27 protein-coding genes are annotated in these 16475 nt (G+C 56.3%); 24 read left to right on the forward strand and 3 right to left on the reverse strand.

The features are described from left to right. Positions 1-23: 23 nt before the first annotated feature. The 3 genes from AKG35_RS09265 to AKG35_RS09275 form a co-directional block, all read right to left on the reverse strand. Positions 24-1661 carry an AAA family ATPase gene (locus tag AKG35_RS09265; protein WP_011131096.1) on the reverse strand — a complete coding sequence of 546 codons (1638 nt, stop codon included), beginning with the start codon at positions 1659-1661 and terminating at the stop codon, positions 24-26. 54 nt (positions 1662-1715) lie between these two features. Continuing rightward, on the reverse strand, positions 1716-2687 hold the full coding sequence (locus tag AKG35_RS09270; RefSeq protein ID WP_011131097.1) for an LdpA C-terminal domain-containing domain: 972 nt from the start codon (positions 2685-2687) through the stop codon (positions 1716-1718). A 71-nt stretch (positions 2688-2758) separates the two neighbouring features. Then, on the reverse strand, positions 2759-3220 hold the full coding sequence (locus AKG35_RS09275) for an NAD(P)H-quinone oxidoreductase subunit N (protein WP_011131098.1): 462 nt from the start codon (positions 3218-3220) through the stop codon (positions 2759-2761). A 400-nt stretch (positions 3221-3620) separates the two neighbouring features. Here AKG35_RS09275 and rplC point away from each other — a divergent pair, with 400 nt between their 5' ends. The 24 genes from rplC to AKG35_RS09390 all read left to right on the forward strand — a co-directional run bounded on the left by rplC (position 3621) and on the right by AKG35_RS09390 (position 16472). Continuing rightward, the gene (gene rplC, locus AKG35_RS09280) at positions 3621-4277 is read left to right on the forward strand and encodes a 50S ribosomal protein L3 (protein ID WP_011131099.1); all 657 of its coding nucleotides are present in this window, start codon (positions 3621-3623) and stop codon (positions 4275-4277) included. After that, on the forward strand, positions 4277-4912 hold the full coding sequence (gene rplD / locus AKG35_RS09285) for a 50S ribosomal protein L4 (protein WP_011131100.1): 636 nt from the start codon (positions 4277-4279) through the stop codon (positions 4910-4912). Before rplC ends, rplD begins: the two co-directional genes overlap by 1 nt. Next, positions 4905-5207: a 50S ribosomal protein L23 gene (locus AKG35_RS09290; protein ID WP_011131101.1), complete on the forward strand. Its 303-nt coding sequence runs from the start codon at positions 4905-4907 to the stop codon at positions 5205-5207. The genes rplD and AKG35_RS09290 overlap by 8 nt, the downstream gene beginning before the upstream one ends. A gap of 16 nt (positions 5208-5223) precedes the next feature. Beyond that, positions 5224-6087, forward strand: coding sequence for a 50S ribosomal protein L2 (gene rplB / locus AKG35_RS09295; protein WP_011131102.1), 864 nt, complete (start codon positions 5224-5226; stop codon positions 6085-6087). A gap of 35 nt (positions 6088-6122) precedes the next feature. Continuing rightward, entirely contained in the window at positions 6123-6398 is a 276-nt protein-coding gene (rpsS, locus tag AKG35_RS12450; protein WP_011131103.1) for a 30S ribosomal protein S19, read from the forward strand. A gap of 4 nt (positions 6399-6402) precedes the next feature. Beyond that, positions 6403-6771 (forward strand): 50S ribosomal protein L22, encoded by a 369-nt coding sequence (rplV, locus tag AKG35_RS09305; RefSeq protein ID WP_011131104.1) that lies wholly within the window; start codon positions 6403-6405, stop codon positions 6769-6771. Positions 6772-6790: 19 nt separating this feature from the next. Continuing rightward, entirely contained in the window at positions 6791-7519 is a 729-nt protein-coding gene (rpsC, locus tag AKG35_RS09310; protein WP_011131105.1) for a 30S ribosomal protein S3, read from the forward strand. Positions 7520-7535: 16 nt separating this feature from the next. Next, positions 7536-8012, forward strand: a complete 477-nt coding sequence (gene rplP, locus AKG35_RS09315) for a 50S ribosomal protein L16 (protein WP_011131106.1) — start codon at positions 7536-7538, stop codon at positions 8010-8012. Positions 8013-8015: 3 nt separating this feature from the next. Beyond that, entirely contained in the window at positions 8016-8228 is a 213-nt protein-coding gene (gene rpmC / locus AKG35_RS09320) for a 50S ribosomal protein L29 (RefSeq protein ID WP_011131107.1), read from the forward strand. A gap of 17 nt (positions 8229-8245) precedes the next feature. Continuing rightward, positions 8246-8512 carry a 30S ribosomal protein S17 gene (gene rpsQ, locus AKG35_RS09325; protein ID WP_011131108.1) on the forward strand — a complete coding sequence of 89 codons (267 nt, stop codon included), beginning with the start codon at positions 8246-8248 and terminating at the stop codon, positions 8510-8512. Continuing rightward, positions 8509-8874, forward strand: coding sequence for a 50S ribosomal protein L14 (gene rplN, locus AKG35_RS09330; protein WP_011131109.1), 366 nt, complete (start codon positions 8509-8511; stop codon positions 8872-8874). The genes rpsQ and rplN overlap by 4 nt, the downstream gene beginning before the upstream one ends. A 1-nt stretch (position 8875) precedes the next feature. Then, the gene (gene rplX, locus AKG35_RS09335) at positions 8876-9232 is read left to right on the forward strand and encodes a 50S ribosomal protein L24 (RefSeq protein ID WP_011131110.1); all 357 of its coding nucleotides are present in this window, start codon (positions 8876-8878) and stop codon (positions 9230-9232) included. A gap of 119 nt (positions 9233-9351) precedes the next feature. Further along, positions 9352-9891 carry a 50S ribosomal protein L5 gene (rplE, locus tag AKG35_RS09340; RefSeq protein ID WP_011131111.1) on the forward strand — a complete coding sequence of 180 codons (540 nt, stop codon included), beginning with the start codon at positions 9352-9354 and terminating at the stop codon, positions 9889-9891. A 24-nt stretch (positions 9892-9915) separates the two neighbouring features. Next, positions 9916-10317, forward strand: coding sequence for a 30S ribosomal protein S8 (gene rpsH / locus AKG35_RS09345; RefSeq protein ID WP_011131112.1), 402 nt, complete (start codon positions 9916-9918; stop codon positions 10315-10317). A 15-nt stretch (positions 10318-10332) separates the two neighbouring features. Continuing rightward, on the forward strand, positions 10333-10872 hold the full coding sequence (gene rplF / locus AKG35_RS09350) for a 50S ribosomal protein L6 (protein ID WP_011131113.1): 540 nt from the start codon (positions 10333-10335) through the stop codon (positions 10870-10872). A 33-nt stretch (positions 10873-10905) separates the two neighbouring features. Next, on the forward strand, positions 10906-11274 hold the full coding sequence (gene rplR / locus AKG35_RS09355) for a 50S ribosomal protein L18 (RefSeq protein ID WP_011131114.1): 369 nt from the start codon (positions 10906-10908) through the stop codon (positions 11272-11274). A gap of 14 nt (positions 11275-11288) precedes the next feature. Further along, a complete protein-coding gene (gene rpsE / locus AKG35_RS09360; RefSeq protein WP_011131115.1) occupies positions 11289-11918 on the forward strand; it encodes a 30S ribosomal protein S5 in 630 nt (209 codons plus the stop codon). A gap of 7 nt (positions 11919-11925) precedes the next feature. Further along, entirely contained in the window at positions 11926-12381 is a 456-nt protein-coding gene (gene rplO, locus AKG35_RS09365; protein WP_011131116.1) for a 50S ribosomal protein L15, read from the forward strand. Positions 12382-12488: 107 nt separating this feature from the next. Continuing rightward, positions 12489-13808 carry a preprotein translocase subunit SecY gene (gene secY / locus AKG35_RS09370; protein WP_011131117.1) on the forward strand — a complete coding sequence of 440 codons (1320 nt, stop codon included), beginning with the start codon at positions 12489-12491 and terminating at the stop codon, positions 13806-13808. 40 nt (positions 13809-13848) lie between these two features. Further along, positions 13849-14397: an adenylate kinase gene (locus AKG35_RS09375; protein ID WP_011131118.1), complete on the forward strand. Its 549-nt coding sequence runs from the start codon at positions 13849-13851 to the stop codon at positions 14395-14397. A 46-nt stretch (positions 14398-14443) separates the two neighbouring features. After that, a complete protein-coding gene (gene rpmJ / locus AKG35_RS12455; RefSeq protein ID WP_011131119.1) occupies positions 14444-14557 on the forward strand; it encodes a 50S ribosomal protein L36 in 114 nt (37 codons plus the stop codon). A gap of 107 nt (positions 14558-14664) precedes the next feature. Beyond that, complete coding sequence (gene rpsM / locus AKG35_RS09380; protein ID WP_011131120.1) at positions 14665-15030, forward strand: 30S ribosomal protein S13; 366 nt, start codon at positions 14665-14667, stop codon at positions 15028-15030. Positions 15031-15093: 63 nt separating this feature from the next. Further along, positions 15094-15486, forward strand: coding sequence for a 30S ribosomal protein S11 (rpsK, locus tag AKG35_RS09385; RefSeq protein ID WP_011131121.1), 393 nt, complete (start codon positions 15094-15096; stop codon positions 15484-15486). Between the two features lie 47 nt (positions 15487-15533). Further along, positions 15534-16472 carry a DNA-directed RNA polymerase subunit alpha gene (locus AKG35_RS09390; protein ID WP_011131122.1) on the forward strand — a complete coding sequence of 313 codons (939 nt, stop codon included), beginning with the start codon at positions 15534-15536 and terminating at the stop codon, positions 16470-16472. The last annotated feature ends 3 nt before the right edge of the window (positions 16473-16475 follow it).

Here is a 16475-nt window from a genome sequence, read left to right on the forward strand (position 1 = left end):
CATGCTTTTCAAGCAGAGCCATTTCAAGGGGGATAAACCCGCAATCGCTGTTGTTCCGCCTGGCCGAAAACATCACTACTGAGGCGATAGCGCGTCACCAAATCAACCTGCATCTGACGAACCTGCTCGCTACGGGGTAAGAGCTCCACCGGTCGTCCATAGGGCAGCACTACCTTTTCCACAGCCAATCTGCACTCTTCAAGTGCAGCCAGGGCATCTTCCTGATCACCATCCTGAGACTCTGAATGTGAGATCTGATCTTGCGGCCCAGCGCGACGTGCTAGCAGCCGCTCCAGCGCACGCTCTACCTGAGGCAATGTGTCGGACTTAATCACAAGGACCGGCACACGTGATTCACGCGCCTGACGTCTCAGAGTTGGCTGATGGCCGAGTCCCTTACGGATGCTGAGCACAACGTCAGCCTCATGGAGGTCATCCACCCAACGAACAGGCCAGCCATGACGACGAATAGCCTCATCCACCAGTTGGGGCGTGATTCCACAACAGAGCACCTGAAGTGCTCTGTGATCTGCACGCTCAGCAGAGATCGCCTCAGCATGATCTTGGGCAGGTGGAGCCGCTCTAGGAGAAGGTGCTTGTGGATCCGGCAAAGGGACCGCTGCCAGAGCAGGACGTGGTGAAGATGATCGACTCGGCTGCGCATCCACGAGCCGCACCGATCCATCAGAGCCCAGCTCCCGCAACTGGGGGCGTGGCAACTGTCCGCGCAGCAACTGATCAACAGTGGCAGCCACGTCGGCATGAATCGACCAACGATTGCGAGTATTCATTTCAACTGCCACAGGGAAAGTGGGCTCAGCAGCCCTCTCAAGCACAGTCTTCTGCGTGCGTCGTCGCCTTGCCTCTTCATCTCCAAGAGTGACAGCCTGAATCCCGCCAACAAGATCACTAAGGGTTGGATTCTTGATCAAATTCGCCAAAGCATTGCCATGGGCCGTAGCCACAAGCTGCACCCCCCGTTCAGCGATCGTGCGCGCAGCCTGGGCCTCTAGCTCCGTACCGATTTCATCAATCACGATGACTTCCGGCATGTGGTTCTCCACGGCCTCAATCATGACCTGATGTTGTTGTTCTGGCAGAGACACTTGCATGCGCCTGGCCCGACCAATAGCTGGATGGGGAATATCCCCGTCACCAGCAATCTCGTTACTGGTGTCAATCACCACAACCCTGCGTTGCAGATCATCAGCAAGAACCCTGGCAATCTCACGCAGCGCGGTGGTCTTACCAACTCCTGGGCGCCCCATCAACAAGAGCGATTGTCCACTATCCAGTAAATCTCTCACCATCGCCACGGTGCCAAAAACGGCCCTTCCCACACGGCAGGTGAGGCCCACCACCTCTCGCTGGCGATTACGAATAGCACTGATGCGATGCAGAGTTCGTTCAATACCAGCACGGTTGTCAGCACCAAACTGGCCCAATCGATCAACAGTGGTTTGCAGGTCATCGCGCGTGAGGCACTGCTCTCCTAAAGCAAGCGCTCGTCCTGGATAGCGTGCTTCAGGCACTCTGCCGAGATCCAAGACCACCTCGAGTAACTGCTCCCGGCTATTGGGTGTCGCTAAAGCCTGCTGAACCGCAAGAGGCAACAAATCCAACAATCGGTCTAGATCATCAGTAATACGCTTTGGCTTCATGGCCCTCAGCCCCAGCCATGCAGAGATGGCTCCCCTAATGGCCTTCTAGCAGGCTTACGACCCAGATTGGCGGAACAGCCATGGACGAACAAGCTGCTCTGCCTGCGCAAGAGCAGCTTGCCAACCCTCAGGCCATTCTCTCAGGCTCACATGCCTGGCCTGTGCTTCAAGCAACCAGGGCTGAAGGAGACGACGAGCCATGCCGCCAAAGGCAATGCCTGCCGGCCCATGCTCACTAGAGAGATAGGTGATCGTGTGGGCATTGGTGCCCCCCGCTAACTGGAGGGGGCCAGGCGGAGCCAATGGCCGCAGCTTCCGCCAAAGCGCTATAGCAACTCGAGCCGTTCCTGACCCGATATCGCCACTCATGGGTCGGCCATCAAGCTGCCAAAGAGGTCTTTGCCCAGAACGCCTTAAACAAACATATCTTTGCCACAACTCACTTGCTAAAGCCTCAACCGTGAGCCCATGCCCCTCAAGGCCACAACTCACCCCAATCCGCTGCAGAGGCACCTGAGCCGACATCAGCTCTGCAACTGTGGATTCAAAGGCCTCAGCCCGCCCAGGTGCCGTGTGAATCTCGACTGCATCAGGATGCAATTCCGCCAACAGAGGTCCGAAATCTTTCAGTTCAAGTCGCCGGTCATGTTCATCGATCAAACCAAGCGGACAAGTCGGCAGACATCGTCCACAGCCGTAACAACGGCTTAGCTGAACCCCCCCTTGCTCACCAATAGCCTCAGCAGGACAAGAATGTTGACAAGGCCGCGAACAATCGCTTGGACAGCGAGCAGGATCAAACCAAGCTTTTCGAAAATGGGCATCCTTGCCATCGCTGATGCTCACCATCAACCAAGGACGAAAACCACTCCGAGCTTGCACCCAATCAAGCCCCTGACGAGCTGCCCTGACAACGGCAGCATCGGCCGCCACATCCACACAGTGAATACCAGCCGCGGCAAAAACCGCACAAAGGTCTGTAATGGCAAGCAAATCCTGATTGCTGGCACCACAGATCAACTTCACCCAAGACCCACTGGCCAGGGCGAGCTCACCGCGAAGAGCACTCTGCTGGAAAGGGTGACAAGGAATAGTGTTCAGTCCCCGAGCAAAGTGGACATCGGCTGCCAATTCAAACTGCGAGCACCACCCATCTCAACAACGACCCGTAAACGCGACTCACGCTTACAAAGATCACAAAGCGCCAAGAGCTCAGATCTTGACAGCACCTGCCCCTCCAAAAGCCAGAGCACCACAGGAGCGTTGTCGACAAATAATTCAGCCAACTGGGGCATCACCTGCTGAACCTCACCGACAGCCCCATTGCGCCCAACGCTTTGATGACCGAGATGAGGAGGCCGAATACCGTGCAGCTCAAACAGAAACACCTCCGGATCGCCAAGCCCCCGAGCTGAGCTGAGCTGGGTGCGGTATCCAGCAGCCCGAAGCCTTCGCAGCAAACGGGTTTCACTGCCACCTTCAAGGGGAACATGCATGGCCAGACAGCCGCAAGCATCCAGGTCACGGCGAAACACCCGACCAGAAAGCAACAGCGGCATGACGACATCACTCAAGTAGCCATGAGTCTGCCAGCAGGTTCGGAAAATATTTCACTGGAGTAAGTAGTGGTGTAAGGTCCTAGTTTGGTTCCTATTTCTGTGCCCGTCCGCTAGCCGGGCCTCCAGAAGACGAATCAGATCCGACGATTGCGCCGGATCCCTTGGCCAGAGCAGAAAAGGGATTTATCCCTATAACTGCCGGGAAACTGATTGACTCAAAAGGTCGACCAAGTCCCAGCCAGCTGATTTGCTCGCTAGCCCTATCCGAAATTGCCTCAGCCGCCGTTTCTTACGGCACAAGGTCTTTCGGCGACGACTGCGCTCCCTTGATCAGCACTGAATCACAACCCCCCGACCGGAAAACGGACGGCGGACATCCACGCTGGCGTTTTTACCTTCCATGTCAATCGGCATCCTTGGGAAGAAACTGGGCATGTCTCAGTTCTTCGACGATCAAGGCAGAGCCATCCCGGTCACCCTGATCGAGGCGGGTCCCTGCCGCATCACCCAACTCAAGACTTCTGAAATCGACGGTTATGCCGCCGTTCAGATCGGTTTCGGTGATACCCGCGAAAAATTGATCAACAAGCCTTCCAAAGGGCACCTCACCAAATCTGGCGAGGTTCTCTTGAAGCATCTACGCGAATATCGCGTCGAGGGCCTTGAAGGGCTAGAGCTGGGAGCAGCGATCACCGTCGGCAGCTTTGAAGCTGGCCAGAAGGTAGACGTCAGTGGCGACACGATGGGGCGTGGTTTCGCTGGTTATCAAAAGCGCCACGGCTTCAGCCGTGGTCCGATGAGCCACGGTTCCAAAAACCATCGAGAGCCAGGCTCCACAGGTGCTGGAACCACGCCAGGAAGGATTTATCCAGGAAAACGCATGGCTGGCCGCTACGGCGGCAAAAAGCGCACCACCCGTGGACTCACCATCCTCAAAGTGGACAGCAACCGCAATCTCCTGGTGGTGAAGGGGTCGGTGCCTGGCAAGCCAGGCGCCCTGCTCAACATCAGACCCGCAAAACGCGTAGGCAACAAGCCTGCTCAAGGAGGTAAGTGATGGCTGAATGTGTTGTTCACGACTGGCAGGGCAAGGAAGCCGGCAAGGCAAGCCTTGAACTCAAAGTTTCTAAAGAAACCACGGCTGTTGATCTCATGCACCGTGCAGTGCTCAGGCAGCAGGCCCATAGCCGTCAGGGAACGGCAAGCACCCTCACTCGTGCCGAGGTTCGTGGTGGTGGACGCAAGCCCTATAAGCAAAAGGGCACCGGCCGTGCCCGCCAGGGAACGATCCGCACCCCCTTACGCCCAGGCGGCGGCATCATCTTCGGACCAAAGCCAAGGACCTACAACCTGGCGATGAACCGAAAGGAACGTCGTCTGGCCCTACGCACCGCGCTGATGGCCCGTATTGAGGACGTCATTGTGGTCAAAGACTTTGGCAACAGCCTGAAGGTCCCCAAGACCAGAGAGATCTCAGACGCCCTTATAAGGCTCGGCCTTGCCGCAGATGCAAAGGTTTTGATCATTCTTTCCACACCCTCCGAGATCATCCGACGCTCCGTGCGCAATCTCGAAAAGGTGAAACTGATCGCCGCCGATCAACTCAACGTCTTCGATTTGCTCCACGCCAATTCTCTGGTGCTGAGCGAGGAGGCTCTCGCCAAGATCCAGGAGGTTTACGGAGATGACTGAACGTTTCAACGATCGGCTGGCGGATGTGATCCGCCGTCCACTAATCACGGAAAAGGCGACCAGCGCACTGGAACAAAACCAGTACACCTTTGAGGTTGACCATCGTGCCGCCAAGCCTGATATCAAGGCAGCCGTAGAACAACTCTTCGATGTCCGTGTGGTGGGCATCAGCACCATGAATCCTCCACGGCGCAGCCGTCGAGTGGGTCGTTTCACTGGCAAGCGAGCCCAGGTCAAAAAAGCCATCGTGCGGCTTGCCGAAGGCAACACGATCCAACTCTTCCCTGAGTCCTGAGGGGTCTGAAAACATCATGGCAATCCGTACCTTCCGCCCTTACACCCCAGGAACACGCACCAGGGTGGTCACAGACTTCAATGAGGTCACCGGCCGTAAACCCGAGCGTTCTCTTGTGGTGGCCAAACATCGCCGCAAGGGTCGCAACAACAGAGGTGTGATCACCTGCCGCCATCGCGGTGGCGGGCACAAGCGCCTATACCGCATCGTCGATTTCCGTCGCAATAAGCACGGCATTCCGGCCAAAGTGGCGGCGATCCATTACGACCCCCATCGCAAGGCCCACCTAGCACTGCTTTTCTACACTGATGGCGAGAAGCGCTACATCCTTGCTCCCGCCGGGATCGCCATTGGTCAGCAGCTGATTTCAGGCCCGGAATCACCGATCGAGACAGGCAATGCTTTGCCACTCTCAGCCATCCCTCTTGGCTCCAGCGTCCACAACGTTGAGCTTTATGCCGGCAGGGGTGGCCAAATGGCACGTACGGCCGGCTCAAGTGCACAAGTGATGGCCAAGGAGGGTGACTACGTCGCTCTCAAGCTGCCCTCCACTGAAGTCCGCCTTGTGCGCCATGAGTGCTACGCCACTCTCGGCGAAGTAGGCAACTCGGAAGTACGCAATACCAGCCTGGGCAAGGCTGGGCGTCGGCGCTGGCTAGGGCGGCGCCCCCAAGTTCGCGGCAGTGTGATGAACCCCTGTGACCACCCTCATGGTGGTGGCGAAGGACGTGCACCGATCGGCCGTTCAGGCCCGGTGACACCCTGGGGCAAACCTGCCCTGGGTCTCAAGACGCGTAAGCGGAACAAGCCCAGCAATCGGTTCGTTCTACGGAAACGTCGCCGCACCTCCAAACGCAGCCGAGGAGGACGCGATTCCTGATGCCAATCACTGTTCTGCCGTTCGCTTAACCCGCCATGGGACGTTCATTAAAAAAAGGCCCCTTCATTGCTGACAGCCTGCTTCGCAAGCTGGAAAAGCAAAATGCTGACGATGACAAGTCGGTGATCAAAACCTGGTCTCGAGCCTCCACCATCCTGCCGATGATGATCGGCCATACCATTGCCGTTCACAACGGCAGGAGCCATGTGCCGGTGTTCATCACCGAGCAGATGGTTGGACACAAGCTGGGTGAATTTGCTCCCACCCGCACCTTCAAAGGCCACATCAAAGACAAAAAAGGAGGCCGCTGAGACCATGACGACCTCATCCCCCACGACGACAACTATCGCCAAGGCCCACGGACGCTTCATCCGCGGATCCGTATCAAAAGTACGGCGAGTACTCGATCAAATCCGCGGTCGCACCTATCGCGACGCGCTGATCATGCTCGAGTTCATGCCTTACCGCTCCACTGGCCCGATCACAAAAGTTCTGAGGTCAGCTGTGGCCAATGCAGAACACAACCTGGGTCTTGATCCAGCATCGCTGGTGATAGCCCAAGCCAGCGCCGACATGGGTCCATCCATGAAGCGCTATCGGCCCAGAGCTCAAGGTCGCGCTTTCGCGATCAAGAAGCAAACCTGCCACATCAGCATTGCTGTGGCAGCCCAGACCGACTCCTGACCCCCGAGGACACCGACCGATGGGACACAAAATCCATCCAACCGGCTTACGCCTGGGGATCACCCAGGAGCACCGATCCCGCTGGTACGCCACCAGCAAGATGTACCCAATCCTCCTTCAGGAGGACGACAGGATCCGTCGATTCATCCATAAGAAGTACGGCGCAGCAGGCATCAGCGATGTGTTGATTGCCCGCAAGGCCGATCAACTCGAAGTGGAGCTGAAGACTGCACGACCAGGTGTCCTCGTTGGCCGCCAGGGCAGTGGCATCGAAGAGCTGCGAACCGGCATCCAAAAAACCATCGGTGATCACAGCCGACAGGTTCGGATCAACGTCGTCGAAGTCGAGCGCGTCGATGCCGATGCCTTCCTGCTGGCCGAGTACATCGCCCAGCAGCTCGAGAAGCGAGTCGCCTTCCGCCGCACCATCCGCATGGCCGTACAACGGGCCCAGCGAGCGGGTGTACTGGGCTTAAAAATCCAGGTTGGTGGTCGGCTCAACGGCGCCGAAATCGCTCGCACCGAATGGACCCGCGAAGGCCGTGTGCCTCTACACACCCTTCGCGCCGAGATCGACTACGCCACAAAAGTGGCTAGCACTACCTACGGAGTCCTAGGCATCAAGGTCTGGATCTTCAAAGGCGAAGTACTGGGAGACGAGGCCCAGACAATGCCTGTGGGTGCAAGCCCCCGGCGAAGGGGGAATCGTCGACCCCAACAATTCGAAGATCGCTCAAACGAGGGTTGATGAGGAGGCCTGAACCATGCTGAGTCCAAAACGCGTCAAATTCCGCAAACAGCAACGAGGCCGTATGCGCGGCGTCGCCACCAGGGGCAACACCATTGCCTTTGGAGAGTTTGCCTTGCAAGCCCAGGAATGTGGCTGGATTACCTCACGCCAAATCGAGGCCAGCCGCCGAGCCATGACCCGCTACGTCAAACGGGGTGGGAAGATCTGGATCCGTATCTTCCCAGACAAGCCAGTCACTATGCGTCCCGCTGAAACACGCATGGGCTCTGGCAAGGGCAACCCTGAATTTTGGGTTGCCGTCATTAAGCCAGGTCGGATTCTGTTCGAAATGGGCGGTGCAGAGATCACCGAAGACATTGCTAAGGAAGCCATGCGCCTTGCCCAGTACAAACTGCCCATCAAAACAAAGTTCATCGGCCTGGACGACCAAGAGAAGGTTGCTGGTAGCGACAAGCCTGCCAGTGTGCCCGCCATCACCGCGGAGTCCTAACCCATGGCCCATCCCAAAGCCGCCGAGGTGCGCAAACTCACCGACGCCGACATCACAGAGCAGATCGATGGCATCCGCCGAGAGCTGTTCGATCTCCGCTTTCAGCAAGCCACCCGGCAGCTGAGCAATACGCACCGCTTCAAAGAGGCCCGCATCAAGCTGGCGCAGCTCTTGACGGTGCAGAAGGAGCGCAGCCGCTCCGCCGCCTCCTCCTGATTTTCCCCTTAGAACCCATGGCACTCAAGGAAAGGCTCGGCACCGTCGTCAGCGACAAGATGGACAAAACAGTAGTGGTAGCGGTGGAGAACCGCTTCCCCCATCCCATCTATCAGAAGACGGTCAGCCGAACCACCCGATATAAAGCCCACGACGCTGGTAACACCTGCCGTGTTGGTGATCGCGTGCGCATCACTGAGACACGCCCTCTCAGCCGATCAAAGCGTTGGACGGTTGCTGAAGTCCTCAGCCACAGTCCCAAAGCTCAAGAGGTCTCCACATGATTCAGCAAGAATCCTTCCTCACTGTTGCCGATAACAGTGGCGCCAAGCGAATCCAATGCATCCGTGTGCTGGGCTCAAACCGTCGCTATGCCCATGTAGGCGACGTCATCGTGGCAGCCGTCAAAGACGCGATGCCAAATATGAGCGTCAAGAAATCCGAGGTCGTCAAAGCTGTGGTGGTGCGCACAAAAGCAACCCTGCGCCGAGATACTGGCAACTCGATTCGTTTCGACGACAACGCCGCAGTGCTCATTAACGAAGACAAAAACCCTAGAGGCACGCGTGTTTTTGGACCGGTGGCTCGGGAACTTCGCGAGCGCAACTTCACCAAAATCGTATCCCTCGCTCCGGAGGTGATCTGAAATGCCTATCGCAACCCCCAAACAAAAAACCACTCAGCGCATCAAGATGCGCATCCATAAAGGGGACACCGTCCAAGTCATCACAGGCAAGGACAAAGGAAAAACTGGCGAAGTGTTACGCACTCTGCCCATAGAGAACCGCGTCATTGTGCAGGGCGTCAACATTCGCACCCGTCACGTCAAACCCACCCAAGAGGGAGAAAGCGGCAGGATTGTCACAGAGGAAGCGTCCGTACACGCCTCCAACGTGATGCTCTATTCCAATAAAAAAAAGATCGCCAGTCGTGTGGAGCTGGTTGTCGAAAAAGACGGCAGCAAAAAACGCCGCCTCAAAAAAACCGGAGAGTTGATCGACTAATCACAGCTCAAACCACAGAACCCTGGGCCATCTAAATCACAATTTCCAGCCCACCAACTTCCCTTTCTTCCCAATCCCCGATCTTCTGACCACGTCCAGAAGAACCCTTCCACCAAGCCATGTCACTCAAACAGCGCTACCGGGAGACCATTCAGCCCAAACTGCTGAAGGACCTAAGTCTCTCGAATATTCACGAAGTCCCCAAGGTGCTAAAAATCACCGTCAACCGAGGGCTCGGTGAGGCCGCCCAAAACGCCAAGTCCTTGGAGGCCTCAATTACTGAACTGGCTACTATCACTGGCCAGAAAGTTGTCGTGACTAGGGCCAAGAAGGCCATCGCTGGCTTCAAAATCAGGCAGGGAATGCCCATAGGTTGCGCCGTCACACTCCGCGGAGAGCGGATGTATGCCTTCCTGGAGCGCCTGATCAATCTTGCACTGCCCAGAATCCGGGACTTCCGCGGTGTCAGCCCAAAGAGTTTTGACGGCCGTGGAAACTACACCCTTGGAGTGAGGGAGCAACTCATCTTCCCTGAGATTTCCTTCGACAAGATCGATGCCATCAGGGGTATGGACATCACCATCGTGACCAGCGCCCGTACGGATGAAGAGGGCCAATCCCTCCTCCGAGAGATGGGAATGCCGTTCCGCAGCAATTAAGCCCTCTTCGGAGACGACTGAACTATGGCCAACCACGATCCAATCTCAGACATGCTCACTCGCATCCGCAATGCGAGTGAAAAACGTCACCAAACCACCCGCGTTCCTGCCTCCCGCATGTCACGCAGTATTGCCAAAGTCCTACAGCAAGAGGGCTTCATCTCTGAAATCAGCGAAGAAGGTGAAGGTGTACGCACCCATCTAGTCCTCGAATTGAAGTACAGCGGCAAACACCGCCATCCCACCATCCGCTCAATGCAGCGGGTGAGCAAACCAGGCCTGCGCATCTACAAGAACACCCGCGCCCTGCCCAAAGTCCTTGGTGGCCTTGGAATGGCAATCATCTCCACTTCCAAAGGCGTGATGAGCGACCGCGATGCCCGCAAACAGGGCGTTGGCGGAGAAGTGCTCTGTTACGTGTACTGACCCGGAACCTGAACCATGTCTCGTATCGGTAAGAATCCCATCCCCATCCCCGACAAGGTGGCTGTAACCCTTGATGGTCTTGCAGTCAGCGTCAAGGGCCCCAAAGGAGAGCTGAGCCGCACCCTTCCCGAAGGCGTCAGCGTCAGTCAGGTGGAGAACACAATTGTGGTTACACCCACAAGTCAGAAACGTAAGTCGCGTGAGCGTCACGGTCTCTGTCGCTCGCTTGTCGCCAACATGGTTGAAGGGGTGAGCAAGGGCTACACGCGCAAACTAGAACTCATCGGGGTGGGCTCACGTGCACAAGTGAAAGGCAAAAAGCTGGTAGTGAGTGCCGGTTTCAGCCATCCGGTAGAAATGGACCCACCCGAAGGAGTCACCTTTGCAGTAGAGAACAACACCAACGTCACCGTCTCAGGTGCAGACAAGGAGCTGGTGGGCAACGAAGCTGCAAAGATCCGAGCCATTCGTCCTCCTGAGCCCTACAAGGGCAAGGGGATCCGATACGAGGGCGAACGGATCCTGCGCAAAGCCGGCAAATCCGGCAAGAAATAGAGGTCTGCCTGACTTCCCTCCGCATTACCCACCATGTCTAACCTCTCCCGAAAGCAGCAGACCCAAAAGCGCCATCGGCGCCTGCGGCGCCATCTCAAGGGCACCGCCCAGCGTCCGCGCCTGGCTGTATTCCGCTCCAACAACCACATTTATGCCCAGGTTATTGATGACGAGGCCCAAAACACCCTTTGCGCCGCCTCGACTCTCGACAAGGACTTACGCACCAGCCTTAAAGCCGATGGCAGCAGCTGTGACGCCTCCAATGCCGTCGGGGACTTAGTCGCAAAACGCGCCCTCGCCAAGGGCATCCAACAGGTGGTCTTCGATCGCGGTGGCAACCTGTACCACGGCCGAGTGAAATCCCTCGCCGATGCCGCCCGTGAGGCGGGCCTTCAGTTCTGATCCCTGCTCTCACCATGACCCAACCCAACACCCAGACCACCCCAAATGACGTCCCCGCAGCTGCGGAAGGCCAACAAGAACAACAACAACAGCAACGCCGTGGCGGGGGACGAGAGCGCAGAGGTGGCGGACGCCGTGGCGACCGCCGTGGCCAAGAGCGTGATTCCGAATGGCAAGAACGAGTCGTTCAGATTCGCCGCGTCTCCAAGACCGTAAAAGGTGGGAAAAAGATGAGTTTCCGGGCCATTGTGGTTGTCGGCAACGAGCGTGGCCAAGTGGGTGTTGGAGTCGGTAAAGCCGGCGATGTGATCGGTGCTGTTCGCAAGGGTGTTGCTGATGGCAAGAAGCACCTGGTCAAGGTTCCTCTCACTCGTCACAACTCCATCCCCACCCTGTCCAACGGACGCGATGGTGCTGCCAACGTTCTCATCCGCCCCGCTGCCCCAGGGACAGGGGTCATCGCGGGCGGTTCAATTCGCACAGTTCTGGAATTAGCCGGAATCAAAAACGTTCTAGCCAAGCGTCTTGGCAGCAAAACCCCTCTAAACAATGCCCGAGCTGCCATGGTGGCTCTGGCAAGTCTCCGCACCCATAAGGAGACCGCAAAGGAACGGGGGATCTCCCTCGAGCAGATCTACTCCTGATTCCCCTATGACTACTCTTCGACTCGACTCTCTCAAAGCCAACGTAGGTGCAAGGCGCCGCAAAATGCGTAAAGGTCGCGGTATTGCCGCTGGCCAAGGAGCAAGCTGTGGTTTCGGCATGCGTGGCCAAAAGTCCCGATCTGGTCGCCCTACCCGCCCGGGCTTCGAAGGGGGCCAGATGCCTCTCTATAGGCGCGTACCCAAACTCAAACACTTCACCACAGTGAACTCAAAAGAGTTCACTGTGGTGAACGTAGCGGCCCTCAATGAGCTCAAGGCGGGTAGCACCATCAATCTCGACACCCTTGTGAAAAATGGTGTTGTCACTAGTCCCAAATACCCTTTAAAGGTACTTGGCAATGGAGAACTCAAAGTCAAGCTGACCATTCAGGCCGCTGCATTCACAGCTACAGCCCGCAGCAAGATCGAAGCCGCTGGCGGCACATGCGAAATCCTTGACTGAAACGATGCCAAGTCAATACACCTGGATATCTATGGTCTGAGCAGTCCGATAAGTCTTCAGTCAACGGACTGCTCTATTGCTTCAAACCCACCCAATCCCTTCTCTCAATGTTCGTCAGTCGGGGTCGCAACCCCAGTGCCGCTGAAGTCATAAGCCAATTGGTGCGCAACCCAGAGCTGCGCGGCAGAGTGCTGACCACACTGGGATTACTTCTTTTTATTCGCCTCGGCATCTACATCCCAATGCCAGGTATTGATCGGGTGGCCTTTCAAAGCTTCCTACAACAGGGCGGACAACTGATCGGCTTTCTAGATATTTTCACCGGTGGAGGCATCTCCACCCTGGGGATTTTCGCTCTTGGGATCCTCCCATTCATCAACGCCTCAATCATTCTCCAGTTACTCACCGCAGCCTTACCCCAACTCGAGGACCTGCAAAAAAACGAAGGCGAGGCTGGTCGTCGCAAGATCGCACAGATCACCCGCTATGTAGCTCTTGGCTGGGGTCTAGTTCAAAGTGTGATTTTTGCCCTGATCCTCCGCCAGTACGCCGTTGAAGGGCTCAGTGAGGTCGTCTTTGTCGTGCAGACAGCCCTGGCATTAGTAACAGGCTCGATGATCGTGATGTGGATGAGCGAAATCATCACTGACCGAGGGATTGGTCAAGGGGCCTCCCTTGTGATCTTCCTGAACATCGTTGCCACCCTGCCAAAAGCACTGGCTTCAACAATTGAAAAAGCACAAACCGGCGATCGCGGCGATGTGGTCGGCATCATTGTGCTCGTGATGGTTTTCCTAATGACAATCGTTGGGATCATCTTCGTGCAGGAAGGATCACGCCGTCTGCCGATTGTGAGCGCAAAAAGACAGATAGGTGGAACCAATTTGCTACCAAACCGCCAGAGCTATCTACCTCTGAAGCTGAATGCTGGTGGTGTGATGCCAATCATCTTTGCTTCTGCACTGATCTTTCTACCAATCACCATTGCAAACTTCACCAAAAACCCTTTACTCATCAGGGCTGCAAGCACTCTTAACCCAAGTGCCGCTAATCCATGGCCCTATGCCTTGGTGTTTTTCGCGCTGATTGTCGGCTTTTCTTACTTTTACGCCTCACTCACCATCAATCCAATAGACATCGCCACAAACCTCAAACGGGGAGGCGTGGCCATCCCAGGAGTGAGGCCAGGCAGTGCTACAGCGAACTACCTATCCGGAGTTCAGAACCGACTGACCCTGCTGGGCGGATTGTTCCTCGGTGCAGTTGCGATCATTCCCGCCGCGGTGGAACGCGCCACCAACGTTCAGACCTTTCAAGGCCTCGGAGCTACGTCACTGCTGATCCTTGTAGGTGTTGCCATCGACACCGCAAAACAAGTTCAGACCTATGTGATTTCTCAACGCTACGAAGGCCTTGTCCGCCAATGAACCATTCCCCACTCCGTCTGAAAGCCCTTTTTTGCCATCCATGAAGCAACGTCTCCTATTCCTAGGGCCCCCTGGCGCAGGCAAAGGGACCCAGGCTGAACGTCTCTGCGCAGCTCATGAATTAATGCACCTATCTACTGGTGATTTACTGCGTACTGAGGTCGGCGCCAAAACACCCCTTGGTCAGGAGGCGGCTGCTGTTATGAACCGAGGCGAGCTGGTCAGCGATGAGCTGGTGCTCGCCATCGTCGAAAATCAACTCAAGAACCAAAATGGTGGTTGGCTCTTGGATGGTTTTCCACGCACCTTGATCCAAGCCAAAGCACTCGAACCCTTACTTGAGGAACTCAAGCAACCAATTGAGGCTGTTGTACTACTGGAACTCAACGATGCAGTCTTAATTGAACGGTTAATTTCCCGAGGCCGCAGTGATGACAACGAGAGCGTGATTCGTAATCGCCTTGAGGTCTACCGCGAGAAAACAGCCCCCCTCATCGACCATTACCGCCAACAAGGACTGCTGCAAACGGTGGAAGCCCACGGCAGTATCGAATCAATCGCTATCAGCATCGAAAAATCCTTATGTTGACCTACGTGGTATGGTTGCCGTTTGGAAATTTGGAGAGCCACACTCCATGAAGGTGCGTGCCTCGGTCAAGAAAATGTGTGACAAATGCCGGGTGATCCGCCGCCACGGCAGGGTCATGGTGATCTGCTCCACCCCTAAGCACAAGCAGCGTCAGGGATAACTCCCTGTTGCTCAATGTTGATTGAACACCCCTGAATTGGACCTTCAATCATCACCAACCTTTCTCGCCACCATCGGCGACCCCTATCCCCCTCGATTAACTGCTAAGTGGCACGGATTGCTGGCGTAGACATACCCCGTGACAAGCGGGTTGAAGTTGCACTCACCTACATCTATGGAATTGGTCTAACCCGCGCCAAAACCATCCTGACCAAATCTGACGTCAATCCGGACATCCGAGTCAAGGATCTGGAAGATGGAGATGTGCAGAAGCTGCGTACGGCCTTAGAAGCCTTCACGATTGAAGGAGACCTTCGACGCCAAGAAGGCATGGCCCTCAAGCGACTGCAAGATATCGGTTGCCTTCGGGGACGTCGACACCGCATGAGCCTCCCAGTTCGCGGTCAACGCACCAGAACAAATGCACGTACCAGGCGCGGCGCACGCAAAACCGTGGCTGGCAAGAAAAAATAAGCAACATCTATTTGAGCTGCCCAGGCAGACCCTCCCAAAACCGTATCTACCAGGCCCCAGCCCATGGCCAAACCCACCAAAAAAACAGGTTCCAAAAAGACCAAGCGCAACGTCCCCAATGGCGTTGCACATATTCAGAGCACCTTCAACAACACGATCGTCTCAATCGCCGATACAGCTGGGGAAGTTATTGCCTGGTCATCTGCTGGAGCCAGTGGCTTCAAGGGTGCTCGTAAGGGCACCCCCTTTGCCGCTCAAACTGCAGCTGAAGCTGCAGCGCGTAGGGCACTCGAACAGGGCATGCGTCAGATCGAGGTACTAGTCCGTGGACCCGGCTCCGGCCGTGAAACAGCCATCCGCGCCCTGCAGGTGGCAGGCCTCGAAATCACTCTTATTAGAGACGTCACCCCACTCCCCCATAACGGTTGCCGTCGGCCCAAACGCCGGCGCGTCTGAACCACGTTTCACTCCCTAGCTCCTGCCCTCTCTCCCCGCTTCAGACCGTGCTGCAATACCAGATCGACCGGATCGAGCATCAAGTTGCCGATGATCGCGCCCAAACAGGCGTCTTCCTCATTGGACCGCTCGAACGCGGGCAAGCCACCACGCTTGGCAATTCCCTCCGCAGGGTGCTGATGGGGGGCCTTGAGGGCAGCGCCATCACCGCTGTGCGCATAGCCGGTGTCAACCACGAGTACGCGACCATCCCAGGAGTCCGAGAAGATGTGCTCGACATCCTGTTGAACTGCAAACAACTGTCGGTAAACAGTCGAACGAGTGAACTAGAGATTGGGCGACTTGTGGTTACTGGCCCTGCCCAGGTCAAAGCTAAAGACCTGCAATTCTCCTCACAAGTCCAAGTAGTGGATGGAGACCGCCAAATTGCCACTGTGCATGAGGGTCACAGCCTTGAGTTAGAAGTTCATGTTGAGCGGGGGATCGGTTACCGGCCTGTTGATCGCCACAACGAAGATGTAAGCGCCATTGATCTACTACAGATCGATGCTGTGTTCATGCCCGTCCGTCGGGTGAACTTCACCATCGACGAGACTGCCGTCGCCGAAGGAGGATCGACCCGCGAGAGGCTGCGCATAGAAATTGTCACCGATGGTTCAACTACACCAGATGATGCCCTTGCAGAGTCAGCCAACCAACTGATCGAACTCTTTCAGCCCCTTGCCACCGTCACCATGGTGGAAGAACCAGGCCTGGAACCCGAGCCTTCCGCTGAATCACAGATCCCCCTTGAAGAGCTCAACCTCTCTGTAAGGGCTTACAACTGCCTCAAGCGAGCCCAGGTGAACTCAGTTTCTGATCTGATGGGCTTCAGCTACGAAGACCTGCTTGAGATCAAGAACTTCGGCTCCAAGTCTGCAGACGAGGTAATCGAAGCCCTAGAGCGCATCGGCATCTCAATTCCACAAAGCCGCACCAGCGCCTAGCCG

The sequence above is a fragment of the Prochlorococcus marinus str. MIT 9313 genome (assembly GCF_000011485.1).
GTDB classification, from domain to species: Bacteria; Cyanobacteriota; Cyanobacteriia; order PCC-6307; family Cyanobiaceae; genus Prochlorococcus; species Prochlorococcus marinus_D.

What these genes read in the sequence shown, in the direction of transcription:
- rplF (WP_011131113.1), top strand. Translation starts at nt 10,333, where the DNA reads ATGTCTCGTATCGGTAAGAATCCCATCCCCATCCCCGACAAGGTGGCT.
- AKG35_RS09375 (WP_011131118.1), top strand. Translation starts at nt 13,849, where the DNA reads ATGAAGCAACGTCTCCTATTCCTAGGGCCCCCTGGCGCAGGCAAAGGG.
- rplP (WP_011131106.1), top strand. Translation starts at nt 7,536, where the DNA reads ATGCTGAGTCCAAAACGCGTCAAATTCCGCAAACAGCAACGAGGCCGT.
- AKG35_RS09290 (WP_011131101.1), top strand. Translation starts at nt 4,905, where the DNA reads ATGACTGAACGTTTCAACGATCGGCTGGCGGATGTGATCCGCCGTCCA.
- rpsE (WP_011131115.1), top strand. Translation starts at nt 11,289, where the DNA reads ATGACCCAACCCAACACCCAGACCACCCCAAATGACGTCCCCGCAGCT.
- rplC (WP_011131099.1), top strand. Translation starts at nt 3,621, where the DNA reads ATGTCAATCGGCATCCTTGGGAAGAAACTGGGCATGTCTCAGTTCTTC.
- AKG35_RS09275 (WP_011131098.1), bottom strand. Translation starts at nt 3,220, where the DNA reads ATGCCGCTGTTGCTTTCTGGTCGGGTGTTTCGCCGTGACCTGGATGCT.
- rplV (WP_011131104.1), top strand. Translation starts at nt 6,403, where the DNA reads ATGACGACCTCATCCCCCACGACGACAACTATCGCCAAGGCCCACGGA.
- rpsC (WP_011131105.1), top strand. Translation starts at nt 6,791, where the DNA reads ATGGGACACAAAATCCATCCAACCGGCTTACGCCTGGGGATCACCCAG.
- rplB (WP_011131102.1), top strand. Translation starts at nt 5,224, where the DNA reads ATGGCAATCCGTACCTTCCGCCCTTACACCCCAGGAACACGCACCAGG.
- AKG35_RS09265 (WP_011131096.1), bottom strand. Translation starts at nt 1,661, where the DNA reads ATGAAGCCAAAGCGTATTACTGATGATCTAGACCGATTGTTGGATTTG.
- rplN (WP_011131109.1), top strand. Translation starts at nt 8,509, where the DNA reads ATGATTCAGCAAGAATCCTTCCTCACTGTTGCCGATAACAGTGGCGCC.
- rpmC (WP_011131107.1), top strand. Translation starts at nt 8,016, where the DNA reads ATGGCCCATCCCAAAGCCGCCGAGGTGCGCAAACTCACCGACGCCGAC.
- rpmJ (WP_011131119.1), top strand. Translation starts at nt 14,444, where the DNA reads ATGAAGGTGCGTGCCTCGGTCAAGAAAATGTGTGACAAATGCCGGGTG.
- rpsQ (WP_011131108.1), top strand. Translation starts at nt 8,246, where the DNA reads ATGGCACTCAAGGAAAGGCTCGGCACCGTCGTCAGCGACAAGATGGAC.
- rpsH (WP_011131112.1), top strand. Translation starts at nt 9,916, where the DNA reads ATGGCCAACCACGATCCAATCTCAGACATGCTCACTCGCATCCGCAAT.
- rpsS (WP_011131103.1), top strand. Translation starts at nt 6,123, where the DNA reads ATGGGACGTTCATTAAAAAAAGGCCCCTTCATTGCTGACAGCCTGCTT.
- rplD (WP_011131100.1), top strand. Translation starts at nt 4,277, where the DNA reads ATGGCTGAATGTGTTGTTCACGACTGGCAGGGCAAGGAAGCCGGCAAG.
- rplO (WP_011131116.1), top strand. Translation starts at nt 11,926, where the DNA reads ATGACTACTCTTCGACTCGACTCTCTCAAAGCCAACGTAGGTGCAAGG.
- rplX (WP_011131110.1), top strand. Translation starts at nt 8,876, where the DNA reads ATGCCTATCGCAACCCCCAAACAAAAAACCACTCAGCGCATCAAGATG.
- rplR (WP_011131114.1), top strand. Translation starts at nt 10,906, where the DNA reads ATGTCTAACCTCTCCCGAAAGCAGCAGACCCAAAAGCGCCATCGGCGC.
- secY (WP_011131117.1), top strand. Translation starts at nt 12,489, where the DNA reads ATGTTCGTCAGTCGGGGTCGCAACCCCAGTGCCGCTGAAGTCATAAGC.
- rplE (WP_011131111.1), top strand. Translation starts at nt 9,352, where the DNA reads ATGTCACTCAAACAGCGCTACCGGGAGACCATTCAGCCCAAACTGCTG.
- rpsK (WP_011131121.1), top strand. Translation starts at nt 15,094, where the DNA reads ATGGCCAAACCCACCAAAAAAACAGGTTCCAAAAAGACCAAGCGCAAC.